Source organism: Arcanobacterium hippocoleae (assembly GCF_031456295.1).
In the GTDB taxonomy this organism is placed as follows: domain Bacteria; phylum Actinomycetota; class Actinomycetes; order Actinomycetales; family Actinomycetaceae; genus Arcanobacterium_A; species Arcanobacterium_A hippocoleae.
Window position 1 is genome coordinate 1,316,486 of sequence record NZ_JAVDUJ010000001.1, and the last position, 13,964, is coordinate 1,330,449.

Here is a 13,964-nt window from a genome sequence, read left to right on the forward strand (position 1 = left end):
GTTCTGAAAGGATCAAGCGCGATCAGTGAGATATTCTTGGGCATCAATCGCGGCAGCGCAGCCAGATCCAGCAGCTGTGATTGCTTGCCGATAATGATGGTCTACTACGTCGCCACACGCAAATACGCCAGGAAGATTCGTAGCTGTGGACGGAGAAGCAACTTTAATATAGCCACTTTCGTCACATTCAATTTCCTGTGAAACCACTTTAGAACGAGGCTCATGACCGATTGCAACAAACATTCCATGCGCAGCTAAATCGCGTTCTGCACCAGTGACAGTATCGCGTAGAACAAGGGAGTTGAGTTTGCCAGATCCGTCGCCTTTTGCTTCCACAACTTGGGAATTCCAATGTATCTTTATATTGTCCATTGTGAGCAGACGGTCAGCCAGCACTTTCGATGCGCGTAATTGATCACGACGGTGAATCAGATGCACAGTAGAACCGAATCGGGCAAGGAACAAAGCTTCCGTAACGGCAGAATCACCGCCGCCAATAACGGCGATCTCTTGATTTCGGAAGAAGAAACCATCACATGTAGCGCAATAGGAAACACCTTTTCCAGAATATTTGGCTTCACCGGTTACTCCGAGTTTCTTATATGCCGAACCGAGCGCAAGGATTACAGCTTTTGCTTTATACTCCTGATCTTCAGTTTTGATAGTTTTAATATCGCCAGTTAAAGATAGCTCAACAGCATCTTCATATTCCACACTGGCACCAAATTTCTCTGCCTGTGCCTGCATTTTTTCCATCAGCTCTGGCCCGAGAATTCCATCAGGCCAACCAGGAAAATTCTCCACTTCAGTAGTTGTCATTAAAGCACCACCGGCATCTAATGCGCCTGCGAGTACAAGCGGTTTGAGCCCTGCGCGTGCAGTGTAAATAGCGGCAGTCCAACCAGCTGGACCAGATCCGACAATGATTACATCACGAATTTCAGACATATTTCCTCTCATTCTTTGATTATCAAATTGCAGAGTGAAACTTTCCGTAAAGTTTTCATTTCGCAATAGTGCACGCAGAGGTGCTGAATTAGAATTATTTCAGTGTTATATTAACGATTTCAGCTCTGTTTTCATTCCCGGTACTTGGGATTTGATCGATCCAGAGCAGGAACTTTTTCGTTTTCATCGGCTGCGTTGCCTTTAGTGAAAGGGTAGCTGAAAATTCGGCCTCAGCGATCTTTTCAGCTTTCGCAAGAATATTTGCGTCAACAGGATGAGCAGCATCGAGTTTGCGCCATTGAATTAGACCACCGTTAGAACGAGTGTTAATTAATACTTCATTGAGAGTCGTTTCTTCTTTCAATGTAATTACAACTCCCAATTTACCCTGCTCGTAGACCGCCGGAGTACGGAACCACCAAGTGCTCCAAGCAGTTTCTGGATTATCGTCTGCAAGATTCTGCAAACCTTGTTTCAGCGAAGCAGCAGCTGAATTATTTTCAGCCAAGAGGGAAGTATCTGAAGAAACCAGTTCAAGCGATTCGATGACGGCTGGCACAGCTACTGCAGGGGCAGCAGCCGCTGCTTGTTTCTCAGCTTTTTCGTCATTATTTTTTGGATTATCTTCTGTTGTGCTTTGCACAGTTCCCGGATCAGCATCCTCGGCATCAAGCGGCTGAAGTACACGCCAGAATCCAAAAAGTAGTGCAAATGTAATAACTCCAAGGAAAAAGAGCAACACTAAAGTAGCAGAATTTAAGCGTGAATTTTGCGCAGGAGGTTGCTGCGAGAGCACTTCTTTTGCCTGCATGGATTGCGTCTTAGCCGCCACCTCTTGGAAAGAGTCATCCAATTCTCGCGAAACAATGCTTGGATTAGCTGTATCGCTGAAAGTTTCGCCCGTAATCGCTGTTTTAGCTGTTACTTCAATCTCAGCTACAGTTTCGGAAGCGATCTCAATCGTATTTGAGCTTGATTCATCACCCGCAGGATCATGAAGCGAATCTGCAACAGTATTCGGGGAAGACGCATTTTCAGGATCCGCTGAATCTTCATTGCCAGCCAATGGATCATCAACAGCTGGAACGGATAAAATTTCTTGCACCAAATCGGACGGAGAAGCATCAGCGGAGGCTACTATTTGCGATGTTTCCACACTGGAATGAGCAGTATCGGCGCTTACTAGATCCGCAGCAAGTGAATTAACTGAATCCGCATCATCATTTACCACTTCGGCAAGCGGCAGATCTGCGATATTTTCAGTTGCGCTCAAGCTGTTGGCAGCAGTGCTTGCAGGATCAGTGCTGGCAGCAGAAACTTTTGGCCAATTCGGAGTGATCGCCAAATTCGCGTTTTCTGCTGCAACCTCCTCCAAAAATTCATCTGACGCCAATGGATTTTCAATATTGGCAGAAAGATCATCTGCAAACGCACTCGCAATATTGAGTGTGGAAAGAAATTGCGAAATCGCTGCATTATTCCAAGGTGCAAGTAACCGCATGAAATCACCGGCGGATTGTGGACCATTACCATTGATTTCATTGCGGAAAACGTCAATGATTTGCTGCGGCAGATTGCTTCCGGTAGCCATCGCAAAAGCTTCGTGGACGCGTGCATCATGCTCGGATGGATCTTGTGGGAAATCTTCACCCAAAAGCAGGGCAGCAAGGAACACCACAAGACCACGTGCTTCCGCTCGATCCAGCTGCTCGCTTGAAAGATCCAGGACGGCTCCGTGCAGCGGCGCAAGCACTCCTAAACCGTCAAGGATTACTTGATTTGCATCAGTAAGATAAATATTTGCTGCATTGAGATGGAGACAGCGCAAACCAAAATGCCGCGCGTTTGCAATTATCCGTGCTACCTGACCAATCATGGCGTGTACAAAATCTGATGGGAGCAACGATTTCTGATCAGGAGATTTCGGGGCGGCACGAAGCGCAGTCGAAAGATTTTTCCCAAGCGGAAATTCGGTAAAAATCACTGTGCTTGACGGTGTTTCTTCCACGCTGATAATCGCTACGGATTGTGAATCGCGAAATAGTGAAGCGCGCCGAGCGCCATCAACAGCTCCTGCGCAAAATGGATGATCTGCATCAATTACAATTGCGCGCAGCTTCCGTGAAAGCACCTGATCATCGGCAACCCAGCTGGCAGTTTGCGGGGCGTGATACTGATGCGCAGTGAGTTTTACGAGTTCGTAACGATCTGCAATGAGAGTTTTTGCAACAGAGTCTTCCAAAATTCAATCACCATGTAATCGTGCTCGGGAAAGAAGCACAAGCTAAATGATTGCCCATGCTTCATGGTTATACTTCAGATCAAGTCTACCTGCTAGTAGTCGGTCAATGCGTAAAGACAAGACCGTGAAGCAAGTAATACTATTTGTGCAAATTCAAAAGAAATCGGCGGCAACGCAAATATCCAATATTTATTGAACTGCTGATTCAATCTCAGCCTGGCTCATCGGTTTGCCACGCCGTCCGCCACGTACCGAACGGTAAATACCGTAAATTAAAATGAGCGCAAAAAATCCGCCAAGGATCATCGTGCCGGTACTTTCCCAATTTGCACGGATCCGCATCGGAAGGATGCTCGGAGTGCCAATTTCCATACCGGCAGAATCGAGAATTTTCAGTTTTACCTTAATATTGCCAGACCCGCGAGCCGTCAGCGGGATCCCGACACTCTGCACTTGTTTCGGCTGTAATTGCACGCGAACCGTCTGATTGCTTTTCAACCGCAAATCAGGCGAAACTAAATCAATTTGTACTTGCGCTGGAAAATTAAAATTATTACGTACTTTTACTGGTAAAGAAGAACTTTCCGAAATCATATTGATGGGGGAGCTCGGCTCAAAACTCAAATTCTGCGAAAAAAGTGCCGGATTGAATAGCTCTTGCAAATATTTTGCACGCGCACGCGGATTTTCCCGCCAAGAAGTAGCCAGTGCAGTGAGCGCGGACGCTTTTGCTAAATCGGTAAATTCAGGCGTTGCTGGAAAAATTTTCGTATCGCTGACGAAACGCGCTGCGGCATCTGAAAGATGTGCTATTTCCTGCGCAGAAATCAGCGGCTGAGCGGCAGGCTTTGAATCCTTTTCAGGAGCCGCTTGAACAGGATCCCGCCAAGGAAGATCACGTATTGGCGGATCCTGCTTGATTATTCCAGATACAGAGGTGGCGCTAAGCCACGGTGCTGCGGTGAGTGACTTTAATATTTCAGCTAATTTTTCTTGTTTTCCGTCTGCTGCCACCGAGTTTGCGAGTTGGCGCGGAATCTGAATCAGAAGTGGACGTGACAGGTTTGGAGCTTCATTGAAGTAGACGGCAGAAAGTGCCACCGCAAGTGGTTCCCGATCGCTGCGATCCAACTCGATCCCAGCGGTATCTTGATAGGTGGTGAGACGGCCAGATAGTGCATGAGAAATCTGATCGTGGCTGAAGAGCAGCGTGAACTCGGTAGCTTTTTTATCGGCATGCTCCTTCGCTCCGGGAAGCGAAATCTTCCGGGTAGCTTCTTGCGTGTAGAAAAATTCGCCCGCAATTTCACGTTGCGCTCCGGACACAATTGCCGTGTACACATTCTCCTGCGCAAGCATCCTGAGCAGGGTAGCGCTCGGCAAATCTTGCAAAAGTGCAATTTGCCGAACGTCTGCTCTTTTTCCAGCACTACTCTGAGCTTGAGATTGCTGCAATGATTGCAGGCGGAAAGCCAATGCATCATGAGCTAAATCTGGTTGGTTTGCAAGAAAAAGTGCGGCTAGATCAGCGTCAGCATACGGCAGGAAGAGCTGTTGTAAATGTTGTGTATGCTGCAAGAATTTTTGCACTTGCTTATTTGCGAGCAAAGCAGAATCAAGAAAAGCCGTCACCCCAGGGAAATCGAGACTACTAATGGTTTTTTGTAAACTTTCTGAAATTTCCCGTGGCAGATACGCGCGTAATATTTCTAAATCTGCTTGCGCAGAACGCGTTGGATCTGCCGCATCTTGCGGAGGCGAAAGCTGCTGATCGGAATCTTTAGCAGCTCCGGAAGGTTGTTTCGATTCACTCTTGAGATCTTCAGCAGGGGGCGCATCTTGATTTTGCGGTGTGGAATCACTACCTGCCACCGTGGATCCCGCATTCGCAACAGCAGTTGATTGCTGATCGGGATCTGGCGCATCTGCTTCGCGCAGATGCTGTGACGGAGCAGGAAACTTTGTGCTGAGTAAATCAGCCGGAGAAGTTTTTTGGGAAAGCTGTGCAGGGCTAAGAATCACAGGATACGAGATGGCTACCGGCATTGGCGTAACACTTTTTTCAGCTGTAACCACCGTCACAGAGCGGTCGCAGATGGATTTCAGATCTTTCGCTGCGTGATCGCGAGCGGCAAATTCCGGGATCGCGCACGCCTCAATTCCGCGCGGACCCCACCCAAATTCGTTGCGTGACCAGGAAATTTCAGCAGCAGGTATGCGCACCTCAATACGCTTAGTTTCGCCAGCTGGAACCGTCATTTTTACCGGATAGGTAGATAGTGGGTGAGCAGCAATATCGCCGCGCATCCAGTAATAAAGCAAATATTGCGAATTGGCGACGGTATTTTGTGCATTGACGGCAATCTGGGAAATTGGCAAGGGTTCTTTCGTGCCGTTTGCAATCTCGAAAGTGAATCTGAGATCCGCAGCTGGAGCCAACCAAGGTGCAGCAAAATGAGATATTTCTCCAGTAATTTCACCGGGCGCAACTTCCAGATGTGCGTTTTGGCTGGTGGGCGCAGTTTGCTTGGCAGGAGCAGCAGAAGTAGCTGCACCCGCCGCTGGAAGTGCAAAAAATTGCCCAAAAAGTACTGCGATTCCCGTAAAAAGCGCACTCAAAAAAGCCAAGCAGGAGCGAATTTTCTGCTGCTTGTTGGCGGCATGATCTCTGCGTTGAATGCTCGTAGCTTGCTCCTTACTGAAAATCAAATCTTGCAATTATACTTGTGGTTTATCTTCCGGCAAGGCAATCGAGTAATGCCGAAGTGGCAGCTACACTGCCCGGGAATGACCATCTTGCCGTCATCTACCTGAATTATAGTCTGGATTGGGATCATTCCGGCGCTGCCGATATCCCGGATAAATTCTCCGCTTCTGCGGAGTTTGCAAAGGTGTGTGCGGAGACGGCTGGGTAACACCTGGTTGTAAAATCTCGTGGGCGATATTTACGATGCGGCGCTCGTTAGCATAGGCTAATTGCCTGCTGACTAAATCTATCCGCACCCAGGAAACATTTTCCGCCTCATGATCGGGATCGTTTTCGACCGTCAGCTCACCGCTTAATGCTTCCAGTAAAAAGTGGTGCACAACTTTATGAATCCGCGTGGTATCTCCGGAAAACCAGTAATCGATCGAAGCGAGATGGCGTAATACTCGCCCATGAATCCCCGTCTCTTCACGCACTTCACGCACAGCGGCTTGTTCTGCCGTCTCTTGCCCTTCCAGGTGCCCTTTCGGCAGGCACCATTCAAGCCTGCCCCCACGATTTCTGCGTGCAATTACAGCTACATAGGCTTGACCATCTTGCACCTGCACGACTACGCCACCGGCAGAAGTCTCGTTAGAAATCGGCAGGTTACTGCGCCGATAATAAGTACGTGCGCTAGCGGCGCGTTTCACATAATGTGGACCACCGCTCCTGCCGCGAAAAGGTTTTGGTCTTTCTTGCATTGTAAGTCTGGTAGTGATTTCGGCTTGAAGAAGTGCTTCATGATCCGAAACGTGGCACTCTTAGAGGGTGACGAATTCTGATCTATTTACACTTTCTCCTAGCACTGACGGAGACGCTAGCCGCAACCAGCGCGCTCGGATGCTTGCTCAGGGGCACCAAACCCTCAGCTCGCTTCCACAAGCAATTCTTGAACTAGCTTCTATTTTCGCACGTTCTGGCGAAGAATTGGCATTGGTTGGGGGCCCAGTTCGTGATGCTTTTCTCGGGATGCCGATCCATGACTTTGATTTCACCACTTCCGCGCATCCGGAAAAGACCCAAGAATTGCTTGATTCTTGGGGTGGAAGTGTCTGGGATATTGGGAAAGCGTTCGGCACGATCGGTGGTGCACGTGACGGCTTAGTGGTGGAAATTACCACATATCGAGATGAACATTATGAGCCTGATTCGCGTAAACCAGAAGTGAATTATGGAAAGGATCTGGCGGGTGATTTAACTCGCCGTGATTTCACCGTCAACGCGATGGCTGTGCGTTTGCCGCAACTTGAATTAGTTGATCCATGCGGAGGACTCGCTGATCTTGTGGCTGGCGTACTGGAAACTCCTGCGCCTGCGACGCAGTCTTTTGCTGATGATCCGTTGCGGATCATGCGCGCAGCAAGATTTGCGGCACAGCTTGGTTTTGACGTCTCTGAGCGGGTGATGGCAGCAATGGTAAGTGAGGCAGAGCGCCTCAAGATCGTTTCGGTAGAGCGGATCCAAGCAGAGTTGAAGCGGCTGATAATTTCGCCGTATCCGCGCCGGGGGATCGAGTTGCTTGTAGCGACGGATGTAATGGGATATGTGCTTCCTGAATTTGCCGCACTGCGGGAAACGGTTGATGAGCACGGCCGTCATAAGGATGTATACGAACACACTCTTACCGTGTTGGATCAGGCAATTGATTTAGAAACAGATGCTGACGGTGAAGTCCCGAAACCGGATTTCGTGCTCCGTTTTGCCGCGCTAATGCATGATATCGGCAAGCCTGCTACGCGTCGCTTTGAGCCAAACGGTACCGTCTCTTTCCATGCTCATGATGTGGTAGGGGCACGGATCACGAAAAAACGAATGAATGCACTACGTTTTGATAAGCAAACCACGAAGGATGTGAGCCGGCTTGTCGAAATGCATTTACGTTTTCATGGCTATGGTGAGCAGGTTTGGACAGATAGCGCAGTGCGGCGATATGTGACAGATGCTGGACCATTGCTTTCGCGCCTGAATCGGCTCACCCGCGCGGATTGCACGACCCGCAATAAGCGGCGGGCGCGGATCTTACAAGCAAGTATGGATGATTTGGAAGCACGCGTGAAAATGCTGCAAGCGCAGGAAGAAATCGCAGCTATCCGTCCTGATCTTGACGGCGGAGAAATCATGGAGTTGCTGGGTTTGCGGCCGGGGCGAGAGGTTGGAATTGCCCGTCAATACTTATTAGATTTACGACTGGAAGAAGGACCACTGGGAAAGCAGGAGGCTGCAAGGCGGCTGCAACAGTGGTGGGCAGAGCGTGAAACTTAAACATTGGTGCGAAGGATCAACGGATTTGCTGCAAAATGTGCGAAAATTAGAGCAGTTCGAGAGGAGTGAAAATGGCGGAATCGAGCGAAAATCCTACACTTCAGGAAATTAGTGGAAATTCTCAGGATGCAAGTAAGTTACTTGCCGCGAAAGCAGCTGAGAGCGCTCCGCGCGTGGTTGGTACCGAAAATGATGAGCATCTTGACGGGCGGGCGCCTACGGGCTTGATGGTGCTTGCGATTTTCTCATTGCTGACGATTTCTCTTGCTGGATTTCACTATATTGAGAGTGTTTTTACGCCAATTTTTCTTGCACTTACGCTCGTATTGGCATTCCGCCCAATTGGGCGCGCGCTGATCAAACGCGGAGTGCCTGGCTGGATCGCGATGCTTGCCACTTTCGTAACGCTGATAGTGGTGTTTATCGGGATAGTTTCGGTGACGGTATGGGCGCTTACGCCTGTGCCTGAAACACTCCTGAATTATTCGGGAAGATTTCAGGAAACTATTGATCAAGCGATTAATTTTGCAAGTCAATTTGGGATCAAGACCAAAGATTTTTCAAATTTCTTAAATGATCTGAACTATAACTCGCTGATTTCCTGGGCCTGGAGTCTGGTTGATTCGCTCTCTTCGATTGGCGGGTTGATCGCTGTCGTTGTAATTTCACTTTTCTTTATCACTCTTGATACTGTCCGGCTTGAAGTGCGTTCGCGGGTGGCGCGCAAGAGTCATTCAAATCTCGCAATTGCTTTGGCAGGTTTTGAAAAGCGAGTCCGGGCATACTGGATCATTTCCACGATATTTGGTTTGATCGTGGCGATAATTGACGTATTCGCCCTGCAATTTATTGGAATTCCGCTGGCCTGGACCTGGGGGATGTGGGCTTTTATTACGAACTATATTCCGAATATCGGTTTTGTGATTGGCGTGCTACCGCCAATGCTGATGGCATTGCTTGATCAGGGATGGCAGGCGATGATTTGGGTTGCGGTGCTCTATACCGTCATTAATGTCGTGTTCCAATCTTTTATTCAGCCGAAGTTTACTGGTGATGTGGTGGGGCTTTCGCCGTCTGTCACTTTTATTTCCTTAATTATTTGGACGGTGATTGTGGGGCTGCTTGGTTCGATCCTTGCTGTTCCGTTAACCCTCTTCATGAAGGCGTTGTTGATTGATTCAGATCCCCGCACACGGTGGCTAGACGTCTACTTTGTATCTGAGAAGGATACGCGGAAAAGAGAAGCTGCTGGCTGGTATGACGTTGAACATGCGCCGATGGAAGAAGAAATTGCAGCAACGGTACCAGGAGCTGCGGGTACGAGAGTGCAGAATTTGCCGCTTTTCCACAGGCAAGGACGGCCATTGCACGGTTTGACGCGAAAGATTAAGCGCACGGCAAAGAATCAGTACAAAGCAAAGGCAAATAAGTATGCCAAAGTGCAACGTATCGTAAAATCTGCGAAAAAGAAATAAGGATCTGTAATGACGAAAGCAGCCAGGCAAAACAGAAAACAGCCGACGCGGCCAAAAAAGCGAAAAATTGATTATCCGCGTGCCGGGAAGGGACGGGTGCGGCGTTGGTTGCCAAGTTGGCGCGTGGTTGTAGGTTCGTTCATGCTGCTTTTCGCGCTGGGGATCGGGATGTTTTTCGGGCTTTATGTGAGCACTACCGTGCCGGAGCCAGCAGATTTTGCGATCGCGCAAACCACTACCGTCTATTATGATGACGGAAAAACTGAACTTGGTACACTTTCGGATGTGAATCGCTCGGTGATTCCAGCTGAGCAGATCCCTGCGGTGATGAAGAATGCCGTTGTTGCTTCGGAAGATCGTTCTTTCTATCAAAATAACGGGATTTCTCCGAAGGGAATCATTCGCGCATTGTGGAATAATCTTACTGGCGGTTCCAGGCAAGGGGGTTCCACGCTGACCCAGCAGTATGCTGAACGATATTATTTAGGGACTACAACTTCGCTTTTCGGGAAAGCGCGCGAAGCGATCTTGGCATTGAAAATTGACCAGTCGCAAAGTAAAGAAGAAATTCTCGCAAACTATTTGAATACGATTTATTTTGGTCGCGGAGCGTATGGGATTGAGGCTGCAGCACAAGCGTATTTCGGTGTGCCAGCGAAAGATTTAACGTTGGAGCAGGCCGCATTGCTTACCGCGGTGATTCCAGCACCGAGTGCCTGGGATCCTGCCGTCAATCCTGAAAAAGCGCGGCAGCGATATACGCGGGTCTTGAAATTAATGGCAGAAGATGAATGGATCAAGCCCGCAGAGCGTGATCAGGCATTGGCTATATTCCCAGATACGATCAAACAAAAAACTGCGAATACGCTTGCTGGCACGAATGGGTATTTACTGCAGACGGTGAAAGCTGAGTTGCTGAATCAGGCTGGCTTTACGGAGGATCAGGTAGCTAACGGCGGATATAAAATTGTGAGTACTTTTAATAAGGAAAAGCAAGATCTGTTGGTGCAGGCTGTAAATGCGCTGCCACAAGACCGCCCGGCAAATAATCGGGTGGGTGCATATTCGATGAATCCCCAAAATGGTGAGGTTTATGCGCTTTACGGTGGGAAAGATTATCTGGTGCAACAGCAAAATGACGCTACGCAATCGCGGGCGCAGGCAGGCTCGACTTTTAAGATTTTCACGCTCGTAGGTGCGATTGAAAAAGATGTGCCGATGCATCAGAAATTCCCTGCACCGGGAACGATGCGTGTGCCTGGTACAGATCTTGAGTTTTCTAATGACTCTTTGATTAATTATGGTGCGCTCGATTTGGTGGGGATGACGCGGACATCGGCGAATACTCCATATATTAATCTCAACTTGGAAATCGGGGCGAGTACCACTGCTGAGACTGCCGTGAAAATGGGGATCCCGCAAGATGCGCCGGGTTTGGATGCAAATATCGGAAATGTCCTTGGATCCACGTCAGTGACGGCAAAACAAATGGCGCAGGCATATGGTGTAGTGGCTGCTGGCGGAAAATTACACCAGGCGCATACTGTGCGGACGGTGGAAAATTCGAGTGGGGCAAATATTTATACGGGAAATACCTCTGGAAAGCAAGTGATCAAGCAAGATACTGCGACTCTTGCCACGCACGCATTCCGTTCAGTGGTATCTTCCGGATCGGCCGTCGCAAAGCGGATCGGCGTGCCAAAAGGGCGCGAATATGCAGGAAAATCTGGCACATCTTCTGGTCCGGTTTCGGGGTGGTTTATCGGCTATACGCCGCAAATGGTGACGGCTGTGAATATGTTCCAAAGCGGAGAAAACGGTGCAGAAGAAAAACTTACCCCATTTGGCGGGGTACGGACGGTATACGGCGTGACTTTCCCCTTAGAAATTTGGTGGGATTATACGAAGCCGGCGTTGCTGAACGCGGAGCGTTTGAAATTCCCAGATCCAGCGAAATTACTTGCACTACAATCACCGCCACCAGTTGCGCCGAAGCCTTCCGAAACGGAAAAACCGGCTGAGGAGCAAGTTGAGCAACCGCGCGGGGAGCAGCCAGGAGTAGAAGCGCCTGCAGGAAATAGTGGAACGCAATCTGGGCAAGAAGGTACTACTGGTAATGCTCCTGCACCACAGCCACCAGCAGACGGTGGGCAGCCAGGTGTTGCTGGTGAGCCAGATCCTGGCGCTGGTGTTTCGGAAGGTGAATAATTTATTTCGGCACCCGGCGGATCTTGCACTTGTTTTAGCTTCGATTGTGCCTTGCAGTAAAGCATTGGCAAGATGTGGCGAAATCCGCACGCAAAAGTGCAGAGTTTTCAGGTAGAATCAAACGGCGTGGTGCTTTTTCTGGCAAAGATGAAAATAACTTTACAGAAAAACATCCGATGCATAACCCTCCTGCCATGGAAATACCATGGCCGCTAGAGACCAAAGGAGGTGGGTAAATATGCGTCAGTACGAGATGATGATCATTCTCGATCCAGAAGTAGATGAACGTAATCTCCAATCTTTCCTCGACAAGCTGCTTGCCGTCGTCCCAAATGAAGGTGGCACGCTAGATCAGGTCGATATTATGGGCAAGCGCCGTCTGGCCTATGAAATCAAGAAGAAGTCTGAAGGCGTGTACGTAGTGGTATACATGACCGCTACACCAGCTACCGCTCAGGAACTCGATCGTGTGCTTGGTTTGAATGAAGCAGTGCTTCGCACTAAGCTGCTGCGTTTTGAGCCAGCTCCGGTAGAGGACTAATCGAAGAAACTGAAGGGAAGCGAAGCAAGATGGCAGGCGAACCAAGTATCACCATCGTCGGGAATCTCACCAGCGATCCAGAGCTGAAGTACATTAGCTCCGGGCGTGCCGTTGCGAACTTCACTGTGGCATCCACTCCGCGCACGCTAAACCGTCAAACCAACGAGTGGGAAGACGGTGAAGCAATGTTTGTGCGGTGTGCAGTTTGGGCACAGTATGCAGAGCACGTGGCAGAGACGTTGACGAAAGGGATGCGCGTAATCGTTACTGGTAAATTGCAGGTGCGTTCGTACCAGCGGCAGGACGGTTCACAGGGGACCTCGATTGAAATTCAGGTCGAAGAAGTTGGGCCATCTTTGCGTTATGCCACAGCTACCGTGAACCGCACGAGTGGCGGAAATGCTGGTGGCTATGGTGCAGGTTCCCGTGGTGGATTCAATCAGGGAGGTGGCCAGCCGAACGCTGGCGGAATCTCCTATGACGCTCCGGCAGGCGGCGCTTATCACGATCCGTGGGCACAAGATCCACAAGGATCATCTTTTGATAATGAACCGCCGTTCTAAATGCTGATCAGTTTTCGCAAGTTTCGATTTAGATTTACTTGCGGAAACATTAAACGATTGAGCGTTGAGAGAAAAGACTTTCGCCTTTTGCGTGCACTCTTGGAGCAGTGATTCACTATCGCTTACAAGTTGAGCAGTGCAGAAGGTTTGTGTGAAAGAGGAAAAGAAAATGGCAAAGCCAGTATTGCGCAAGCCAAAGAAGAAGGCCAACCCATTGAAGTCGGCCCGGGTCGAGAATATCGACTACAAAGATACCGCAACTCTGCGGAAGTTCATTTCCGATCGCGGCAAGATCCGTTCCCGTCGCGTTACCGGAGTAACCGTGCAGGAGCAGCGTCAGATTGCACGTGCAGTGAAGAATGCACGCGAAATGGCGCTTCTGCCTTACACCAGCTCGAATCGCTGATAAGGAGGATTGAATAAATATGAAGATCATCCTGACTCACGAAGTAAAAGGTTTGGGTACCGCAGGTGAAGTAGTGACGGTGAAGGACGGCTATGGCCGGAACTTCCTGATTCCACGCGGCTATGCAGTGGCATGGACGAAGGGTGCGCAGAAGCAGATCGATCAGATTGCTGAATCGAATCGGAAGCGTGCAACTCACGATCTCGAAGTAGCTCGTGAAGTGCGTGATGCACTCGAATCCAATGTGCTCGTAATCAAGAAGACCGCTGGCGAAAACGGTCGTCTTTTCGGTGGCGTAAGCACTGCTGATGTGGCTGCAGCTGCGTCTGAACTGTCGGGTAAGGCGATTGATCGCCGGGCAGTGAACCTCGCATCCACGATCAAATCCGTGGGCGAATATGCAGGTAGTGTGAAACTGCACGATGAAATCACCGCACAGGTGAAGATTGCAGTGCAGTCTGCAAAGTAATGCGGTTTGCACAGTAACTTTGAGTTACGAGAAATAATTTAATGTGGTGGATGTGAGCTCCAAAGCTCACATCCACCACATTTATTTTGTGCCGCGCAAAA

At 49.3% G+C, this 13,964-nt stretch carries 10 protein-coding genes and 1 pseudogene; 7 read left to right on the forward strand and 4 right to left on the reverse strand.

Annotated features, from left to right (window positions below; all coding sequences use genetic code 11):
* Positions 1-12: 12 nt before the first annotated feature.
* The 4 genes and pseudogenes from trxB to J2S36_RS05600 all read right to left on the reverse strand — a co-directional run.
* Positions 13-948 (reverse strand): thioredoxin-disulfide reductase, encoded by a 936-nt coding sequence (gene trxB, locus J2S36_RS05585; RefSeq protein WP_309956369.1) that lies wholly within the window; start codon positions 946-948, stop codon positions 13-15.
* Positions 949-1,042: 94 nt separating this feature from the next.
* Entirely contained in the window at positions 1,043-3,190 is a 2,148-nt protein-coding gene (locus J2S36_RS05590) for a protein kinase family protein (protein ID WP_309956371.1), read from the reverse strand.
* Positions 3,191-3,379: 189 nt separating this feature from the next.
* Positions 3,380-5,818, reverse strand: coding sequence for a DUF6049 family protein (locus tag J2S36_RS05595; protein ID WP_309956372.1), 2,439 nt, complete (start codon positions 5,816-5,818; stop codon positions 3,380-3,382).
* A 297-nt stretch (positions 5,819-6,115) separates the two neighbouring features.
* Positions 6,116-6,640: pseudogene (locus J2S36_RS05600) on the reverse strand (NUDIX hydrolase); the annotation flags it as partial.
* A gap of 139 nt (positions 6,641-6,779) precedes the next feature.
* Here J2S36_RS05600 and J2S36_RS05605 point away from each other — a divergent pair.
* The 7 genes from J2S36_RS05605 (at position 6,780) to rplI (ending at position 13,863) form a co-directional block, all read left to right on the forward strand.
* The gene (locus tag J2S36_RS05605) at positions 6,780-8,201 is read left to right on the forward strand and encodes a CCA tRNA nucleotidyltransferase (protein ID WP_309957500.1); all 1,422 of its coding nucleotides are present in this window, start codon (positions 6,780-6,782) and stop codon (positions 8,199-8,201) included.
* A 71-nt stretch (positions 8,202-8,272) separates the two neighbouring features.
* Positions 8,273-9,676 carry an AI-2E family transporter gene (locus J2S36_RS05610; RefSeq protein WP_309956374.1) on the forward strand — a complete coding sequence of 468 codons (1,404 nt, stop codon included), beginning with the start codon at positions 8,273-8,275 and terminating at the stop codon, positions 9,674-9,676.
* A 9-nt stretch (positions 9,677-9,685) separates the two neighbouring features.
* Positions 9,686-11,884: a transglycosylase domain-containing protein gene (locus J2S36_RS05615; protein ID WP_309956376.1), complete on the forward strand. Its 2,199-nt coding sequence runs from the start codon at positions 9,686-9,688 to the stop codon at positions 11,882-11,884.
* A 238-nt stretch (positions 11,885-12,122) separates the two neighbouring features.
* Entirely contained in the window at positions 12,123-12,425 is a 303-nt protein-coding gene (gene rpsF / locus J2S36_RS05620) for a 30S ribosomal protein S6 (RefSeq protein WP_309956379.1), read from the forward strand.
* A gap of 29 nt (positions 12,426-12,454) precedes the next feature.
* Positions 12,455-12,988, forward strand: a complete 534-nt coding sequence (locus J2S36_RS05625; protein ID WP_309956381.1) for a single-stranded DNA-binding protein — start codon at positions 12,455-12,457, stop codon at positions 12,986-12,988.
* Positions 12,989-13,157: 169 nt separating this feature from the next.
* On the forward strand, positions 13,158-13,394 hold the full coding sequence (rpsR, locus tag J2S36_RS05630) for a 30S ribosomal protein S18 (RefSeq protein ID WP_309956382.1): 237 nt from the start codon (positions 13,158-13,160) through the stop codon (positions 13,392-13,394).
* Positions 13,395-13,413: 19 nt separating this feature from the next.
* Complete coding sequence (gene rplI / locus J2S36_RS05635; protein ID WP_309956384.1) at positions 13,414-13,863, forward strand: 50S ribosomal protein L9; 450 nt, start codon at positions 13,414-13,416, stop codon at positions 13,861-13,863.
* Positions 13,864-13,964 lie beyond the last annotated feature (101 nt).